This is a genomic window from Larkinella rosea (assembly GCF_003858635.1).
Lineage (GTDB): Bacteria > Bacteroidota > Bacteroidia > Cytophagales > Spirosomataceae > Larkinella > Larkinella rosea.
Genome location: NZ_RQJO01000008.1, coordinates 548,820 through 565,456, shown reverse-complemented (window position 1 = coordinate 565,456; position 16,637 = coordinate 548,820). Strand labels below are relative to the sequence as shown.

Genomic DNA, 16,637 nt, shown 5'->3' with positions numbered 1-16,637 from the left:
CTGATTATTAATAATGCCGATCACCGGGTTCCCGTCGGCCCAGCATCACCGCCCCAACCATAGCGACCAACAGCAGAATGGACGCCAGCTCGAACGGTAAAAGATAATCTTTGTATAAAACGATACCGAGATTTTCGACCAACCCCACTTTCGCACTGTACGACGACGGATTGTAAGTGGCCATCGTTCCGACCCGCAACACCGCGACCATCACGACCAGCAATACACCACCGACGACCACAGCCGCAAGCTTGGTCATGGTGGTTTTCGATTCTTCATCATCGGTTTTCAGGTTCAGGAACATGATCACGAACAGGAACAAAACCATGATGGCTCCGGCGTAAACAATGATGTTGACAGCCGCCAGAAACTGGGCGTTCAGCAAGATGTAATGCCCCGACAGGCAGAAAAACGTCATAATCAGCGCCAATACGCTGTGAATCGGGTTTCGGGCCGTCACCACAAACGATGCACTCAGGAGGGTGATGGCGGTTAGGGCGTAAAAAAGTATTTCGGTAGGCTTCATTTTTTAGCGTTTAAAGACTAAGGTTTGAAGTTTAACGTGATCCGGCAAGCCCTACATGTTAAACCTCAAACCATAAACGAAAATTACGTGGCTGATCGCGAAAACGACGGTTCGGTCGGGGTGGCCTGCGCGTCAGGATTGGTGCGAATATACCGGTCGGTCATTTTTTCGACCAGTTCCTCCTTGCCATACACAACCTGGTCACGTTCGGTAAAAATCGGCACCAGCTTATCGTGCCGCAGATAAACCGCCTGCTTCGGACAAGCCTCTTCGCATAACCCGCAGAAAATGCACCGTAGCATGTTGATTTCGTATACCGCTGCGTATTTCTCTTCGCGATACAGGTTTTCCTCGCCCTTTTTGCGTTCGGCAGCAACCATCGAAATGGCTTCGGCCGGACAGGCTACGGCGCACAACCCGCAGGCCGTACAACGCTCCCGGCCTTCTTCGTCGCGTTTCAGAATGTGATGTCCGCGAAAAACCGGTCCCAGATACCGCTTCACTTCCGGATACGGAATCGTTACTTTCTTGCCGAAAAAGTGCTTTATCGTAATGGCCAGCCCCTGCGCAATAGACGGGAGATACATCTTCTCCGCCAGCGTCATCTGCTTGTTACTGACCTCTTTAGATCGATTGGTTAATTGCATAGGATCAGTGCGTTATCAGCTTCGCTGCGGTTGAACGGCGGGTTTCGGGGCGCGGGCCGACGATACCATCGCCAGAATGACCATTACGATTACAATGGCCCAACTGGCGTATTTTACATCGTATAAAAGGCCAAAACCGGTTACGACTACATTCAATATCGAGAGTGGGATGAAGGTTTTCCAGCCCAGATTCATCAACTGGTCGTAGCGGAAACGCGGCAACGTCCAGCGAACCCACATGAAGAAGAAAATGAAAAAGAAAATCTTGCCAAACAGCACCAGCGTTCCGATGAGCGTCGTCAGGTTGTGGCCGGTTGCCGCTCCCAGCGAACCGGTCAGGGTTTCGCGCACCCAGTCCATACCGGGGTAATTATACCCGCCAAAATACAGCGATGAAATAATCGCCGACGACACGAACATGTTGATGTATTCGGCGAACAGGTAAAAGCCCAGTTTCATGGAACTGTATTCGGTGTGGTAACCGCCCACGAGTTCGGTTTCGCACTCCGGCAAGTCGAACGGTGTCCGGTTACACTCGGCAAAGGCGCAGGTCAGGAAAATAATGAAGCCCAGCGGCTGATTGAAGAGATTCCAGGCAAAACCGTGTTGCTGTTCCACAATCGCCCGAATCGACAGCGAACCCGTCATCATCAGAATGGCGATGATCGACAGACCAAACCCGATTTCGTAACTGATGTTCTGCGAAGCCGCCCGAATGGCCCCCAGCAGCGAGAATTTGTTGTTCGACGCCCAGCCACCCACCATCAGCCCGTAAACGCCCAGCGACACAACGCCGAAAACGTACAGAATGCCGATGTTGATTTCGATGCCCTGAACAGGAATCACCAGATCTTCGTACCGGATGCTTTCGCCAAACGGAATCACCGCGCTCGACATCAAAGCCGTCAGAATCGCCAGACACGGACCCAGAATGAAAAGCCACTTGTTGGCCTGTGACGGAATAAAATCTTCTTTAAAAAACATTTTACCGGCATCGGCCAGCGGCTGGAAAATACCGCCCGGTCCCGCCCGGTTGGGTCCGAAACGAATCTGGATAAAACCGGCTACTTTCCGTTCTGCCCAGGTCGAATACATGGCAATCAGCAACGTCACTCCGAAGAGTACGAGGATCAGAATGCCTTTAATGATGAGTTCTGTCAGGTTCATATTTTTATCGAGACATGAGAAGTGAGATGTGAGACAAGCGACCACTCAGTCTTTATTCTCTTGTCTCACATCTTTTCTCTATTTTAAGGTTCCGGATCGTTGGCGTGGGGCAAAACCGGGGCAAACCGCTCCGGCGGCAATTGCTGAATCCCCAGTTGCGACGTATCGCGTTCGTCATCGACGTGCGTGTACGTAGCCGCAGCCAGTTTTTTCTGGAAATCCGGTTTGATCGTATCAGCGCGGTATTTATTGGCCGAAATCACCGAACTACGCGATATTTTCGTCGGTCCCTCGATCACCCAGTCGCTGGTTTTCTTTTTCTCGAAACGGCAGGTGTTGCAAATGAACTCAGTGACTTCGTTCCATTCGTTTTTGCGGGCCGTTACCCGAATCACCTCGTCGCCCCGGTACCAAACCGTCGTTTTGCCGGAACAGGTCGGGCAATCGCGGTGCGCATCGACCGGTTTGGTAAACCAGACCCGGTTTTTGAACCGATAGGTTTTATCCGTCAAGGCACCCACCGGACAAACGTCGATGACGTTCCCGGAAAAATCATTATCGATCGCTTTCTCGATGTACGTACTGATTTCGGAGGCATCTCCCCGGCCCAATACGCCATGAACCCGCTTTTGCGTGATCTGATCAGCGGTATACACACAGCGGTAGCACAGAATGCAGCGCGTCATGTGCAACTGAATGTACGGGCCGATGTCCTGTTTCTCGAACGTCCGGCGTTCTTCTTCGTAGCGGGTGGTCGCCATGCCGTGGTTGAACGCGAAGTTCTGCAAATCGCACTCACCAGCCTGGTCGCAAACCGGGCAATCGAGCGGGTGATTGATCAGCAGAAACTCGACAATGGCTTTGCGGGTGGTCAGAACCTGCTCGTTGGTCGAGTTTTCAACAATCATACCGTCCTGCACGGGCGTAATGCACGAAGCCACCAGCTTCGGCATCGGACGCGGGTCCTTGCCGGAACCGGCCGCTACCCGCACCAGACAGGCCCGGCATTTTCCACCACTGCCTTTCAGGGGTTGGTAGTAGCACATGGCCGGTGGAGCCACATCGCCACCAATTTTCCGGGCAGCCTGTAAAATCGTCGTCCCCGGCTCTACCTCGACTTCAATGCCGTCGATGGTAACTTTAAATAACTGCGGTTTTATATCTTCCATTTAGCTATAGCTCGTAAGTTACGATCAGCTCTAAAGCTTTTCCTTTAATCTGTTCAACATCAATCATTTTGGCAATTTTATTTGATGAATACATTCCTTCGAATACTTCGCTCGCGGCTTCGCTAATAGCCAGATTGAAGCGTTCATCAATTGTTTCACCTAGTTCTATTGCCGATAAATATTGCCCTCCTGTTTTACGACGTTTATTAGCTCTATGAATACCATCAAGTGCTTTCTCAATTAAGTGGTTCCAAGACCTTACAGTCCTATTTTCGGCCTGCTGCTTAATCAAATGAACCAACAACACAAAAACGTACGCTCCGACTTTATTAATTTTATCGTCTCTCGCCATTTCGTCCATATGGTCGATCAACACAAGGGCTCCTTTGTAATCGTGCTCTTCGACCAATTTCCGCAATAGCATTATCTCTTCCAAGGTGTCGAAACAATTACTTTGTAATTAAACCAACGCCATATCCCCTTTAAAAACCGCACCCGGTTTTGTTGCTTCGGAGGGGTTGGTAATGTGCCACTCGAACTCGTCGCGGAAATGGCGGATCGCACTGGCTACCGGCCAGGCTGCTGCGTCGCCGAGCGGACAAATGGTATTCCCTTCAATTTTCTTGGATACATCGACCAGCAGATCGATGTCGTGCATGCTGCCGTGACCGTATTCGATCCGGTGCAGTACTTTTTCCATCCAGCCGGTTCCTTCGCGGCAGGGGCTGCACTGCCCGCAGGACTCGTGGTGGTAAAACCGGGAGAAATTCCAGGTATTGCGAACGACACAGGCGGTTTCGTCAAAAACAATAAAACCGCCCGAACCCAGCATGGTGCCGGTTTGAAAACCGCCGTCTGACAACGATTCGTACGTCATCAGACGCGGTTCGCCATTGGCCAGTTTCGTAATCAGGTTGGCAGGCAGAATCGGTACGGACGAACCTCCGGCCACCAGGGCTTTCAGGTGATGCCCATCGCGAATACCGCCACACCATTCGTCCGAATAGATAAACTCTTCGACCGGAACGCCCAGCTCGATTTCGTAGACACCCGGTTTTTTGATGTGCCCCGACGCCGAAATCAGCTTGGTTCCCGAACTCCGACCGATTCCGATGGCTGCGTACGCATCGCCCCCGTTGTTGACAATCCAGCCCGCCGTGGCAATCGATTCGACGTTATTGACCACCGTTGGACATTGATAAAGTCCTTTGACGGCCGGAAAAGGCGGTTTATTCCGCGGATTGCCGCGTTTACCTTCCAGCGATTCAAGCAGGGCGGTTTCTTCGCCACAGATATACGCTCCTCCGCCCGGATGAACGACCAGCTCCAGATCGTAGCCCGAACCCAGAATATTTTTGCCCAAAAAACCGGCTGCTTTCGCTTCAGCAATGGCTTTTTCAAGAATGCGAATCACGTACATCAACTCGCCCCGCACGTAGATGAACGACTTGTTGGCACCCAGTGCGTAGCTCGAAATAATCATTCCCTCAATTAACAGGTGGGGAATGTTCTTCATCAGGTAATGATCCTTGAATGTTCCCGGCTCCGACTCATCAGCATTGCACACCAAGTAGCGGGGAATACCTTCCGGTTTAGCCAGAAAGCTCCATTTCATTCCCATCGGGAAACCCGCACCGCCCCGGCCGCGCATACCGGCTTTTTTTACTTCCTCCACCACGCCGTCGGGGCTCATGGTTTTGAGTGCTTTTTCAACCGCCGTGTAGCCGCCCTGTTTCCGGTACACATCGTAGGTTTCGATGCCGGGGACATCAATATGTTCGAGCAGAATCTTTTTGCCCATAGCTATAGTTCAAAAACGGGTTTTACCCCAGTCGTTAATCACAAAATAATCACTTCCAATCTTTACCGGCCGTCATAATATCCTCTTCGGGCAAATTGGTTGGATTGGCGTAAATGGTAATGCCGTTATGCAGTTGCGCGATTGATTTTTCGCCTTCTTCAAAACGGTGTTTTGGGTACGAGCGTAAGGTCGAATAGTGACAAACAAACGATTTACGCGTCAGTCCCGGATTGTTAATCCGACTTCCGCCGTGGGCCAGCGCGCCGTGCCAGAACAATACATCGCCTTTTTTCAAGAGCAACACGGTTCCCTTGATGCCATTTTTCGCGCAAATCTTATTCAGGTAATCGGTAAATTCGTCGGGCGTATAGTACGAATCCTGCTCGCTGAAGAGGATTCCGGTGCCAAAATTGAACTTCGGCAGGCGGTGAGATCCCGGATAATACAGCAGCGGACCCGAATCCGGGCTGACGTCTTCGAGCGGAATCCAGGCAGCCGCGAGGTGGCTGGCAATTTTCGAACGTACCCACGGATAATCCTGGTGTGTTCCCTGCTGGCTTCCGTATTTAAAAATCAGGCTTTGGAAAACCGTTGTTTTTTCATTGAAAACCGCATCCAGAAACGTGGCCAGGTGGCGGTGTGTCATCACTTTTTTGGCTCCCACCGAACTGTTGTGGTATTCCAGCAACCGCGATCCAATTCCTCTCAGTTTTTCTTTGGGAACGTCTTTAACGGGCGTTTCCTTTCCGTCATTAAACTGATAAACCAGCGATTTAACCGAATATTTTTCGTTGTTTTCAACCACTTCTTCTACTTCCTGCCATAAACCGTCGATCCATTCGGTCGGGATGGCCTGTTCCAGAATGACGTAGCCTTTATCACGCCAGTCGCGGAGCAATTTTCCTAAATCATACGGAAAGTCTTTCGGGGTTTTAAATTTCTTGACAAAAGCATCGATATCGGCATCTGAGCGATCAATCCAGGGCAATGTATCTTCCTCAAAATCAAGCGGGGCGTTCTTCATCCGGAACTTAATCATCCGGTAGAACCGCCGAAGTTTATCTTTTAACCTACTCTCCATAACGTGCTTTCTCTGTTGATTTGAGGTTGGACTGGTAGCCGGTTTTACCGGCTTAATTCTTCAATGATTTCATCGACGCGTTCCCGGGTCAGATGCATGTAGTATTTTTCGCGAATTTGAAAAACCGGTCCCATTCCGCAAGCGGCCAGACACTCCACTTCTTTCAGCGTAAACTGCTGATCGGGCGTAGTTTGTCCGGCCTGAATGCCGAGTTTCTGTTTCAGGTAATCGTAAACTTCTTCTCCCCCCATCAGGCAGCAAGGGCCCGTCCGACAGTACTCGATGACGTGCTTACCCACCGGGTCGAGGTGGAACATGGTGTAAAACGTCGCCACTTCATAAACCTCAATGGCCTGAATATCAAGCATACGTCCCACATAATCCATCACTTCGGGGCTGAGCCAGCCCCATTGCTCCTGCGCCAGGTGCAACAGCGGCAACAGCGCCGACTTCTGCCGACCCTGTGGATAACGGGCAATCATTTCCTGCGCTATTGTTAGTCGCTCAGGGGTAAATTCTACGGTAGTTGGCGTTTCCGTCATATCGTTTTACAGCAGGTATTCATCTTCAAATACTTCCTGCCACGTTAATGGAGCAGGTTCAAATTTATCTTTACGCGACAGGTTCATTTCGGCTTTGGCTTCTTCAACGGCGTCTCCAAAACTTTCCTGCCAATTATTTTCAATAAACTCTCTATTCAAAGAAGGCACGTATTTCTGGAGTTTATGAATTTCTCGCCGGGCATTTACAACCGTCCTTACCCAACTGGTCGAACGTTTTTGCGGTTGATAACGCCATTTCAAAACGTGGACCATGAGCCGGACCAGTTGGCTTTCCAACGCCCGTTTGTCAGTATTTGACATATTTTCATAAAGTTCATCCAGCCCTTCCATCGCTTCTTCGTACTCCTTATCTTCGATAAGTTTCCGAATAGTTTCAACGGTTTCCGGGTATGAACTACTGACTAAATCTTCCCAGTCGGGTTTCATAAGCCCTCCTTTCTCCCTATCGGGATTTTACGAATCCAATTCGCCCGCAATCACGTTCAGGCTGCTCATGATGACAATTGCATCCGACAGCGTCGTTCCCACGCACATTTCCGGGTAAGCCTGGTAATAAATAAACGAAGGCCGACGGAAATGCAAACGATAAGGCGCCCGACCGCCATCGCTGATCAGGTAAAAGCCCAGTTCGCCATTACCGCCTTCCACGGAATGATAAACCTCGCCCACCGGCGCATCGATTTCACCCATCACAATCTTGAAGTGATAAATGAGGGCTTCCATGTTGCGATAGACTTCTTTCTTGGGCGGCAGATAATATTCCGGCGCATCCGCAAAATACGGTCCTTCGGGCAGGTTCTCGATGGCTTGTTCGATAATCCGCAGACTTTCCCAGATTTCGCCATTCCGTACCATAAACCGGTCGTAGGTGTCGCCACTTTTTCCAACCGGAATATCAAATTCAAAGTCCTGGTACGACGAATACGGATTCATCACCCGCACATCGTAATCAACGCCAGCGGCCCGAAGGTTCGGTCCCGTAAAACCGTAGTTCAGCGCGCGTTCGCCGGTAATACCGCCCACGTCGACGACGCGGTCCATGAAAATCCGGTTGCGGTTGAACAGTTTCTCGAACTCGCGCATAATGGGCGGAAACCGCTTGATGAAAGCGCGAATTTTACGAATCGCTTCGGCCGATAAATCACGTTCCATGCCACCAATCCGGCCCATGTTGGTCGTCAGACGCGCCCCGCAAACTTCTTCGTAGATTTCGTAGATATTTTCGCGTTCTTCGAACAGGTACAGAAAACCGGTAAAAGCTCCCGTATCCACACCCAGAATTCCGTTACAAATCAGGTGATCGGCAATCCGGGCCAGTTCCATCATGATCACCCGAATGTATTCCGCCCGTTTCGGTACCGTAATGCCCAGCAACTTCTCGACGGTCATGTGCCAGCCGAAGTTGTTGATGGGCGACGAACAGTAGTTCATCCGGTCGGTCAGCGTAGTGATCTGGTAGAAGGGCCGCCGTTCGGCGATTTTCTCGAACGCCCGGTGAATGTAACCGATCGTCTGCTCACCCGACACGATTTTTTCCCCATCCATTTGCAGAATGTTCTGGAAAATACCGTGGGTCGCCGGATGCGTAGGCCCGAGGTTCAGGGTGGTTAACTCATTGACGTACTGAACGTTTTCTTCCGATTTGGCGGGCAAATCAGTACCAGGTACGCCTTTATTCGATATGTCAAGTACAGTGCTCATGTAACTTTCAATTGTTGAATGGCTTCAATGGCTGGATGGGTAAAAATGGTCAGATGGGTAAAAAACAGGAAACCCTTTGACCCTTCTTAGCCATCCGGCCATCCTATCATTATCGCCCAAACAATGCATCGATCTTGTCTTCCCGCGTCGGATCTTCGAGCGGGTATTGTTTCCGCATCGGAAAATAATCCATGTCTTCCATGTTCAGAATCCGCGTCAGTTTCGGATGACCGTCGAAAATAACCCCGAAGAAATCGTACGTTTCGCGTTCCATCCAGTTGGCGCTCAGGTAAACCGTCGTTGCCGTTGGAATGTGCAGATCGGCTTCCGACAGAAAGACTTTGATCCGCAGTCGGAAATTATTGACCAGACTGTGAAGCTGATAAACGATACAATACTCCCGTTCCGGATTTGGATCGTCGGGATAATGAATACCGCACAGTGTCGTCAGAAAACTGATCTGATACAACGAATGGTCTTTCAGATACCGCAGCATCGGGATAATCTGCTCCCGTTTGGTCGATAACGTCAGCATTCCGTACGGATCATCAAAATCGTAAACGTCTTCCCCAAACTGGCGGATCAGATCTTTGGCAACTTCCTCGTTAGTCATGAAAAATGATCGTCAAATGGCTGGATGGTTTTGATGGTTGAATGGCTTAAATGACTGCAACTAGTCCGATTGCCATCTAACCATCAAAACCGTATAACCATCCAATTATTGAATATTATACGATTCCAGCAGGTGTTGGTATTCCGGCGAATTCCGTCGGCGCAGGGATTCGTTGATCGACAGTTCCTGCACCTTCATCAACCCGTCCAGAATTTGCTCCGGGCGCGGAGGGCAACCGGGGACGTAGACGTCGACCGGAATAATCCGGTCAATGCCCTGCAAAACGCTGTAGGTATCGAAAATACCGCCACTCGACGCACAGGCGCCGATGGCGATCACCCAGCGTGGTTCGGCCATTTGCAGATACACCTGTTTTAAAACCGGGGCCATTTTCTTGGCGATGGTTCCGGCTACCAGCAATACATCGGCCTGACGGGGCGAAAAACTCGGACGTTCGGCCCCGAAACGCGCAATATCGTACCGCGATGCCATGGTCGACATGAATTCGATGCCACAACACGAGGTCGCAAACGGCAATGGCCACAGCGAATTCGCCCGGGCCAGCCCAATTATTTTATCAAATGATGTTGCCTGAAAACCGGGGCCATCGTAACTGGCGGGGGCTTCGGCTATCTTGATGTCACTTGCCATGCGTTGGAGTTGTTTGTTGATAACAACAAATTAACATTTTATACTGCATTTCAGTTTACTCCCACTTCAAAACTCCTTTGCGGAGAATGTAGTAGAAACCGGCCAGCAGGAATCCCATGAACAGAACCATTTCGACAAACCCGGCCACACCCAGGTTTTTGAAATTAACCGCCCAGGGATACATAAAAATTACTTCGACGTCGAAGAGGACGAAGAGAATGGCGATCAGAAAATATTTGATGGAGATCGGGGTACGGGCATCACCCTCGGAAGGAATTCCGCACTCAAATGCTTCGTCTTTTTTCTTACTGTGCCGTTTGGGACCGATGTTGTGGGTGACGAACATCGTGGTGATGATGAAGCCCAGTGCCAATCCTAACTGGATGAAAATCGGCAGGTAATCGGAAGGCAAATAGGTTGTGTTCATATAAGGTTGCAGAAAGCCCCGCAAGTTAATGATATTTCAAACACGAAATTATCTTTCAAATTTACCACATAAGCGCGGATTTATCAACACAAAGCGGGTCTTCCATCGGAATGAAAGACCCGCTTTATTCTGGACAGGCTGTTATTTCACCCAAACCCGCCGAGTGGCCTGATAACCATCGGCTTTTACGCGGATAATGTAATTTCCCGGTGAAAATGTTGACAAATTGATGGCCAGTTGATTATCAAAAACCGGTACCAATGTCGTATAAATCAATTGCCCGCTGATGGTTGAAACCGTTACGTTCGCGTTTTTAATATTCTCTTTTATTTCGAGCCGCACAATTCCATCCGTCGACGGGTTTGGAAAAGCGATGATTCCATTTCCCGCGTTTTCACTGCTGATGTAACCAACTTCTTTGGAATAAGGCGAATAACACACAATAGAACTAGTTCCAAGAGTAAAGGTGGTTTTGGAACGAGCCGAATATTGCCCGTTCTGCGTCACCTTGATCACGTCGGCATTCCCCGAAACATCAACACCACCCGATTTCCAGTCGTATTGGCGTTTGAGCGGCAACGAACCGGCTGGTGGCAAAGCCTGCAACGAAAAAGGCCCCCGTTGCTCAACGGTTGGTGGAGCCTGTTTAGCTTGAACAATCAGGCTGGCCGGTGCTGAAACCGCCGAGGTACAACCGTATAGATTAACGGCCCGGGCGGTATAAGAACCCGCCGTTCCGACGGTCAGTTGCCGGGAAGTGGCATTGGTGCTCCAGATGATGTTGTTGGTAGCGGGCGTATCGGTGGAAAACGTGAAGGTTGAATCGGCGCAGGCCTGCTGTGTTCCGGTTGGCGTAATGGCGGGCGTTACCGGCACCAGCGGAGCGGTTATGGTCACGGGTGGAGAAATGAACGTAGTGCCGCCGTCATCTTTGGCGATGGCGTAATAGGTTCCCGGCGCGGTCACGGTCAATGAGCTGCCTTTCTGCCCGTTGCTCCAGGTAACGTTGGTCAGCGGAAAAACCGTATTGTCCCGATCCCGTACTTCCGACTGTAACGTCAGATTAATGCTCTGGTTGTTCGACGCACAGGCGACGGTCAATGCCGGAGTCGGCAAAGGCAGCAGCGGAATGGCACCCGTAAAAAACCGCTCATCCATACTGGCAAACCAGGCTTCGGCATACTGACGAAGGCCATCGCCCCCGAAGTGGGTTCCACCGTCCCCATTTACGGCATCGTAGCGCGGTATCTGGATGCGGTCGGTTTCCGGCCCGGCAAAAACATTGTTATTGAAGGTCGAGATAACCGTGTTTTGGGCGGCAATGATGCCGCCATCCACGCGCCCCAGGTTGTAGGACGAACGCGCCAGCATCCAGGACGGATAGCGCCGGGTATCGGCCCGGGTTTTATTGATCAGCAGTTGCATCCAAAGCCGGTATTGTTCCTGCTGGATACGCAAATGGTTATCGGATTCGCCCTGTTGCCACAAAACCGCCCGGGTTCCCTGCAATGAGCTGAAATACCGCAACGAAACCAGCAGATTTCCGTAAGGCATTCCGGCGGGCAGGTTTTGGTCGATGTAAATGTTTTTGGTCGTCTTTCCGTCAAAACTTTCAATCCAGTTTTGAATGGCGGTTCCGGCCCAGGCGGTGTTGATAAACAACACCGGAACATTGTATTTGCGGGCGACCATGTCTCCCAACAACCCCCAACACCACGCACTCTGACCGCGCGGGCCAACCAGGGCATCCGCCCCCAGTTGCCGGAAACTGAGCGACGGCGGATTGTCGAGCGAATTGGTGACGGAATTGTCGTAGGTAATGCAGTTCACCCGGTCGTCCGTGGCGCCTTCGGCACCTTTCTGCTGGAATCCCTGCGCGTTGGATTGGCCGGTAATGATGAAAACTTCGCCAATCCCGATCCGGACAACATTATCCTGTCCGACGAGTGTAGTGCCCTGCCAGGCCCGGGTTTCGAGTCGGTACCAGCCTCCCCGCCCTCTGAGTGGTCCCTGAAAAATACCACCCTGCGGGTTGGTCTGAATGGTTTGCCAATCGGTATCGTTGCCTTGCCCGTCGCTCATGGCCACCAGACGTGCCTCTACTTTGCTGACGGGCTGCGAGTAGGTTCCGGCAACATAAATGGTACTGTTATTACTCTGATCGCGCTGAAAAACCGCACGACTCGCGGGATACGTTATTTTAATCTGGGCAACGACGGGAAACCAAAAAAGAAGAAGCCCCGCCATGCCAAGCATTCGGGTAATTACGGTGCATTTCATTACGTCAGTCAACAAGTAATCGTTCTCAAATCAATCTCTCTTAAGGGTCGGATAGCTGACTCATGCGTCATGTCGGATTCCAGAGAAAACCGTACCGGAGGTATTTTTTCTCTGTTTGTCAACAAAGATTCGGCTTTTTTCCGGGAAAACAAAACTGCCCCGCGAAACACGATCCGGGGGGCAGTTCCAGGCATTAACTCCTTATAAACCAAGTAACAGGCGTTTCGATACTTTGAAGGTTGACGAACGAACGGTCAAGATATAATGCCCCGACGGTACCGTCGACAAATTCCAGCTCTTTCTTTCGTTGAACGAGGCTACGGTTGCTACCCACAAAACCTGACCGCTCAGGGTCGTTAAGGTCAGGGTTGCGTCGGTGATATTTTCGAGTGTTTCAATCGTCACCAGTTTGTTGGGGCTGGGATTGGGGTAAATACTCAGGCCGTCGTTATCAATAATGAGCGTGAAGGTGATGGGAGCCGAGAAGTCGGACGAACAAACCAGCCCATTGTCGTAGGCCAGATAAGCCCGGGCGCGGTACGAACCGGTTTGGTTGGCTTTAATGATCGCCGTTCGGGGCTCGACCACGGCATTATCGCGCTCCCAGCGGTAATAATCGCCCTGCCGGGTTCCGGATGCTTCCAGCGTATACGTCCCGATTTGCTTTAAAATGGGCACTGTCGGCACCGGTTTTACATCAACCACCAGACCGAGGGACGGTGGAGAGAAACAGCCATTACCGTCGCGGACGCGGGCGGTATACGTGTTGGAGCGGGTGGCGACAATGCTTTGCGTCGAATCGCCGACGTTCCAGAAGGCTTTCAGTGAACCGCTGGCCGTCAGCGTTACGCGTTCACCGTCGCAGAACGTAGTGGCTCCGCCCGCGGTCAGTATCGGTGGCGAAGGCAGCGGATTGACCCGGATCAGAATCGTATTGGACGGATCGGAAAGACACCCGTAAATGTTGCGGGTTCGCACCAGGTAATTACCCGCCAGATTGACGGTGACACTGCGTCCGGTTTGATTCGCTACGCCTTCCCAAACATACCCCGCTTCGGCGGTCGAGGTTAGAACAACATTCTGGTCGGCACAAAACGTCGTCGGGCCACCAGCCGTTGCGGTAGGTCGGTTGGGCAGTGGGTCGACAATAATAGGAATCTGGTTCGATTCTTTGGACGTACAGCCGTTTTGATCGGTAATGGTCAGGGAATACGTACCGCCTTTCTGGACGACGATTTGTTTTGATTTTTCGCCGGTACTCCAGTTATAAACCAAGGCATCCGTCGATTCAAGCGTTGTTGACAACCGGTCGCAAAACCGGGCCTCACCCAGGTTTCGCGCGGTGGGTGCGGCCGGTAACGGATTCACCTTCAGCACAACTTCATCCGACGTAAATTCACAGTTTCCAACATCCCGATAAACCGCCCGGTAGCTGCCTGCCGTCGAAACGGTTACACTTTTCCCGGTTGCATTATTGCTCCAGAACGTGTTGTCGTACGGCGAAGTCAGCGTCAGATTGCCGCCTTCGCAGAAGGTAGTTGGCCCACTGGTGGTAATGGAAGGGCGGTTCGGAACCTGATAGGGAGCCGTAAAAATCGTATTACCGCGACCATCTTTCAGGGTAGCCATGTAACGCCCTCCGCCAACGGTGATACTCTGCCCATTACCCGCGCCGGAATCCCAGTTAATGGAGTTGAAACTGCCTTCGACTCGGAGGGATAAGGTGCTGTTACTGCCACAGCTTACCGATATGGTAGCGCCGGGTGACGGTGACTGCGGGCGGGAGTTTTGAAAGAAGTTATCATTCAGGCTAGCATTCCACGCATCGGCAAATTGAAGTAATCCATTATCGAAAAAGTGAACCCCTTCCTTATCCCGCTGCCCCGAGCCACTGCGCGGGATCTGGATTAAATCGGTATTCGGCCCGGCAAAGGTATTACCGGCGGTTTGAATGGTTTTGTCCTGACCTGAAGTAACGCCCCCGTCGAAACCGGAACCATCCAGATAGGATGCCTTGCAAACTACCCAGGAAATATCCTTGCCACTGTGTTCCCGGCTTCGCTGAATAATCTTGGTCAGGTTGGCGGCATAATCATCGGCCGAACGGTTGAAGATATTATCAGCCTCACCCTGATGCCACAAGATTGCCCTGATACCCAGCGCATTTACGTAATAATTAAGCGCGGTTTTGAGGTTGCCATATGGCTGCCCCACGGGGTATTTCTCGGTATTGGTGTATTCTTCCGTGGTCTGAATCCCATCGGCACTTTCCCGCCAGTTTTTGGATGATGAACCCTGCCAGCCCGCATTGAAGAATAAAACCGGTACACCCAATCGCGCAACCAGCTGATCGCCCAACCGTCCCCAGCACCAGGACGAGTAACCGCGCGGGAAAACCCGGGTATCGGCGTCTAAATGTGAAAATTCGGGAAAGTTGGGATCGAAAGGAGACTGCGTCACTTCCGATCCAAAATTGACACAGCTCACCCGGTCGTTGGCAGCACCGGGACCTCCGTACCCATTGAAGCCCTGTGCATTCGACTGGCCGGCCACAACAAAGACCTCGCCCACGCCAATCCGTTCCACCCCTCCTCCTTCAATGTATTGCTCTCCCTGCAAACCGCGGATTTTCAGGCGATACCAACCTCCTCTGACCGTTACTGAACCCGCAAAAGCTCCGCCTTTCGGATTGTCCTGTATTGTTGTCCAGTCGACCAGTGTTCCCCCGTCCATCGGTTCGACCCGAACCTGAATGCGGGTAAATGGCAGCGAATAATAACCGCCAATCCAAAGACTGGCTTCGTTTCCGCCATTCCGCTGAAAAACCATTCGTGATTTAGGGAACGTAATCTGAATCTGCGCCATAGCCAGCGCAGGAAGCAAGAGAAAAAAGAAGTTTAATAACGTTGTAGAAATCCGGATTTTATTCATAGCTGAGCGTCCGATTGTGTCAATCGCGATGGTCGCTGGTCGGGTGGTTACGGTTGATTTTCGTTTTGATTTAACGCCTTCCAAATCAGGTCTTTCAATTCTATCAATCCCTGTTGACCAACCGCTGAGATGAATACCGTTGGTACATTAGCTGGTAAACGATCAAGAATCGCGTTATAGTCTGTTTCCTGGATTAAATCTAGTTTAGAGATGGCTAGTATCCGCTGTTTATCAAGCAATTCGGGATTATACAGCCGTAATTCATTCAGCAGCGTTTCGTATTCTGCCCCACAATCTTCGCTGCTGGCGGGGATTAAAAACAGCAAAATTGAGTTTCGCTCGATGTGTCGTAAAAACCGTAGTCCCAAGCCTTTGCCCTGCGACGCCCCCTCAATGATCCCCGGAATGTCGGCCATTACAAACGATTTATAATCTCTGTAAGCTACGACCCCCAACTGGGGGACCAGGGTTGTAAAGGGATAATCCGCAATTTCGGGTTTGGCCGCCGACAAAACCGATAGTAAGGTCGATTTTCCGGCGTTCGGGAAGCCAACCAGCCCCACATCGGCTAATAATTTCAACTCCAGAATCACCCACTCTTCCTGCCCCGGTTCGCCCGGCTGTGCGTAATCGGGGGCCTGTTTTGTCGATGATTTGAAGTGATCGTTCCCCAAACCGCCCCGGCCGCCCCGTAACAGAATAATCTCCTGACCGTCTTCCGTGATTTCGGCCATTTGACTACCGCTTTCCGCATGACGCGCAACGGTTCCCAGGGGAACTTCAATAATCACATCCTCGCCCTCGGCCCCGGTTCTTCGACCACCTTCGCCGGCATTACCGGGTCTGGCTTTAATGTGTTTCTGGTATTTTAAATGCAACAACGTCCAGAGTTGCGCGCTTCCTTTCAGAATGATATGACCTCCGCGGCCCCCATCGCCCCCGTCAGGACCGCCTTTATCGACGTGTTTTTCGCGCCGAAAATGCATGGAGCCTGCTCCGCCCGCCCCTGAACGAATGTTTATTTTTACGTAATCTATAAAATTTGATGAAGCCATGCTACTGTTTAGCCTGCTGCTTTTA

16 protein-coding genes are annotated in these 16,637 nt (G+C 51.2%); all 16 read right to left on the bottom strand.

The annotated features are described in order from the left end of the window. Positions 1-7 precede the first annotated feature (7 nt). Positions 8-526, bottom strand: a complete 519-nt coding sequence (locus tag EHT25_RS11120) for an NADH-quinone oxidoreductase subunit J family protein (protein WP_124874419.1) — start codon at positions 524-526, stop codon at positions 8-10. An 83-nt stretch (positions 527-609) separates the two neighbouring features. Then, positions 610-1,173 carry a NuoI/complex I 23 kDa subunit family protein gene (locus EHT25_RS11115; RefSeq protein ID WP_124874417.1) on the bottom strand — a complete coding sequence of 188 codons (564 nt, stop codon included), beginning with the start codon at positions 1,171-1,173 and terminating at the stop codon, positions 610-612. Between the two features lie 15 nt (positions 1,174-1,188). Then, a complete protein-coding gene (gene nuoH, locus EHT25_RS11110) occupies positions 1,189-2,340 on the bottom strand; it encodes an NADH-quinone oxidoreductase subunit NuoH (RefSeq protein WP_124874415.1) in 1,152 nt (383 codons plus the stop codon). Positions 2,341-2,423: 83 nt separating this feature from the next. Continuing rightward, complete coding sequence (locus EHT25_RS11105) at positions 2,424-3,509, bottom strand: NADH-quinone oxidoreductase subunit G (RefSeq protein ID WP_124874413.1); 1,086 nt, start codon at positions 3,507-3,509, stop codon at positions 2,424-2,426. 4 nt (positions 3,510-3,513) lie between these two features. Then, positions 3,514-3,945: a hypothetical protein gene (locus tag EHT25_RS11100; RefSeq protein WP_124874411.1), complete on the bottom strand. Its 432-nt coding sequence runs from the start codon at positions 3,943-3,945 to the stop codon at positions 3,514-3,516. A 24-nt stretch (positions 3,946-3,969) separates the two neighbouring features. Next, a complete protein-coding gene (gene nuoF / locus EHT25_RS11095; RefSeq protein WP_124874409.1) occupies positions 3,970-5,310 on the bottom strand; it encodes an NADH-quinone oxidoreductase subunit NuoF in 1,341 nt (446 codons plus the stop codon). Between the two features lie 49 nt (positions 5,311-5,359). After that, positions 5,360-6,391, bottom strand: a complete 1,032-nt coding sequence (locus EHT25_RS11090) for a phytanoyl-CoA dioxygenase family protein (RefSeq protein WP_124874407.1) — start codon at positions 6,389-6,391, stop codon at positions 5,360-5,362. A gap of 44 nt (positions 6,392-6,435) precedes the next feature. After that, positions 6,436-6,933 carry an NADH-quinone oxidoreductase subunit NuoE family protein gene (locus EHT25_RS11085; RefSeq protein ID WP_124874405.1) on the bottom strand — a complete coding sequence of 166 codons (498 nt, stop codon included), beginning with the start codon at positions 6,931-6,933 and terminating at the stop codon, positions 6,436-6,438. 6 nt (positions 6,934-6,939) lie between these two features. Beyond that, positions 6,940-7,380 carry a DUF29 domain-containing protein gene (locus EHT25_RS11080; protein ID WP_124874403.1) on the bottom strand — a complete coding sequence of 147 codons (441 nt, stop codon included), beginning with the start codon at positions 7,378-7,380 and terminating at the stop codon, positions 6,940-6,942. 27 nt (positions 7,381-7,407) lie between these two features. Continuing rightward, entirely contained in the window at positions 7,408-8,655 is a 1,248-nt protein-coding gene (gene nuoD / locus EHT25_RS11075; protein ID WP_229311496.1) for an NADH dehydrogenase (quinone) subunit D, read from the bottom strand. Positions 8,656-8,764: 109 nt separating this feature from the next. Further along, entirely contained in the window at positions 8,765-9,268 is a 504-nt protein-coding gene (locus EHT25_RS11070; protein WP_124874401.1) for an NADH-quinone oxidoreductase subunit C, read from the bottom strand. Between the two features lie 105 nt (positions 9,269-9,373). Next, positions 9,374-9,919, bottom strand: a complete 546-nt coding sequence (locus EHT25_RS11065; RefSeq protein ID WP_124874399.1) for an NADH-quinone oxidoreductase subunit B — start codon at positions 9,917-9,919, stop codon at positions 9,374-9,376. A gap of 55 nt (positions 9,920-9,974) precedes the next feature. Further along, entirely contained in the window at positions 9,975-10,346 is a 372-nt protein-coding gene (locus EHT25_RS11060) for an NADH-quinone oxidoreductase subunit A (protein ID WP_124874397.1), read from the bottom strand. 141 nt (positions 10,347-10,487) lie between these two features. Further along, positions 10,488-12,626 (bottom strand): T9SS type A sorting domain-containing protein, encoded by a 2,139-nt coding sequence (locus EHT25_RS11055; protein WP_124874395.1) that lies wholly within the window; start codon positions 12,624-12,626, stop codon positions 10,488-10,490. Between the two features lie 201 nt (positions 12,627-12,827). Further along, on the bottom strand, positions 12,828-15,557 hold the full coding sequence (locus tag EHT25_RS11050; protein WP_124874393.1) for a T9SS type A sorting domain-containing protein: 2,730 nt from the start codon (positions 15,555-15,557) through the stop codon (positions 12,828-12,830). Positions 15,558-15,604: 47 nt separating this feature from the next. Beyond that, positions 15,605-16,612, bottom strand: coding sequence for a GTPase ObgE (obgE, locus tag EHT25_RS11045; protein ID WP_124874391.1), 1,008 nt, complete (start codon positions 16,610-16,612; stop codon positions 15,605-15,607). Between the last annotated feature and the right edge of the window lie 25 nt (positions 16,613-16,637).

Bases quoted from the DNA above. Each gene is read 5' to 3' on its own strand.
- EHT25_RS11060 (WP_124874397.1), bottom strand. From the start codon at position 10,346: ATGAACACAACCTATTTGCCTTCCGATTACCTGCCGATTTTCATCCAG.
- nuoD (WP_229311496.1), bottom strand. From the start codon at position 8,655: ATGAGCACTGTACTTGACATATCGAATAAAGGCGTACCTGGTACTGAT.
- EHT25_RS11085 (WP_124874405.1), bottom strand. From the start codon at position 6,933: ATGACGGAAACGCCAACTACCGTAGAATTTACCCCTGAGCGACTAACA.
- EHT25_RS11080 (WP_124874403.1), bottom strand. From the start codon at position 7,380: ATGAAACCCGACTGGGAAGATTTAGTCAGTAGTTCATACCCGGAAACC.
- EHT25_RS11055 (WP_124874395.1), bottom strand. From the start codon at position 12,626: ATGAAATGCACCGTAATTACCCGAATGCTTGGCATGGCGGGGCTTCTT.
- EHT25_RS11050 (WP_124874393.1), bottom strand. From the start codon at position 15,557: ATGAATAAAATCCGGATTTCTACAACGTTATTAAACTTCTTTTTTCTC.
- nuoH (WP_124874415.1), bottom strand. From the start codon at position 2,340: ATGAACCTGACAGAACTCATCATTAAAGGCATTCTGATCCTCGTACTC.
- EHT25_RS11105 (WP_124874413.1), bottom strand. From the start codon at position 3,509: ATGGAAGATATAAAACCGCAGTTATTTAAAGTTACCATCGACGGCATT.
- EHT25_RS11090 (WP_124874407.1), bottom strand. From the start codon at position 6,391: ATGGAGAGTAGGTTAAAAGATAAACTTCGGCGGTTCTACCGGATGATT.
- EHT25_RS11120 (WP_124874419.1), bottom strand. From the start codon at position 526: ATGAAGCCTACCGAAATACTTTTTTACGCCCTAACCGCCATCACCCTC.
- nuoF (WP_124874409.1), bottom strand. From the start codon at position 5,310: ATGGGCAAAAAGATTCTGCTCGAACATATTGATGTCCCCGGCATCGAA.
- EHT25_RS11115 (WP_124874417.1), bottom strand. From the start codon at position 1,173: ATGCAATTAACCAATCGATCTAAAGAGGTCAGTAACAAGCAGATGACG.
- obgE (WP_124874391.1), bottom strand. From the start codon at position 16,612: ATGGCTTCATCAAATTTTATAGATTACGTAAAAATAAACATTCGTTCA.
- EHT25_RS11070 (WP_124874401.1), bottom strand. From the start codon at position 9,268: ATGACTAACGAGGAAGTTGCCAAAGATCTGATCCGCCAGTTTGGGGAA.
- EHT25_RS11065 (WP_124874399.1), bottom strand. From the start codon at position 9,919: ATGGCAAGTGACATCAAGATAGCCGAAGCCCCCGCCAGTTACGATGGC.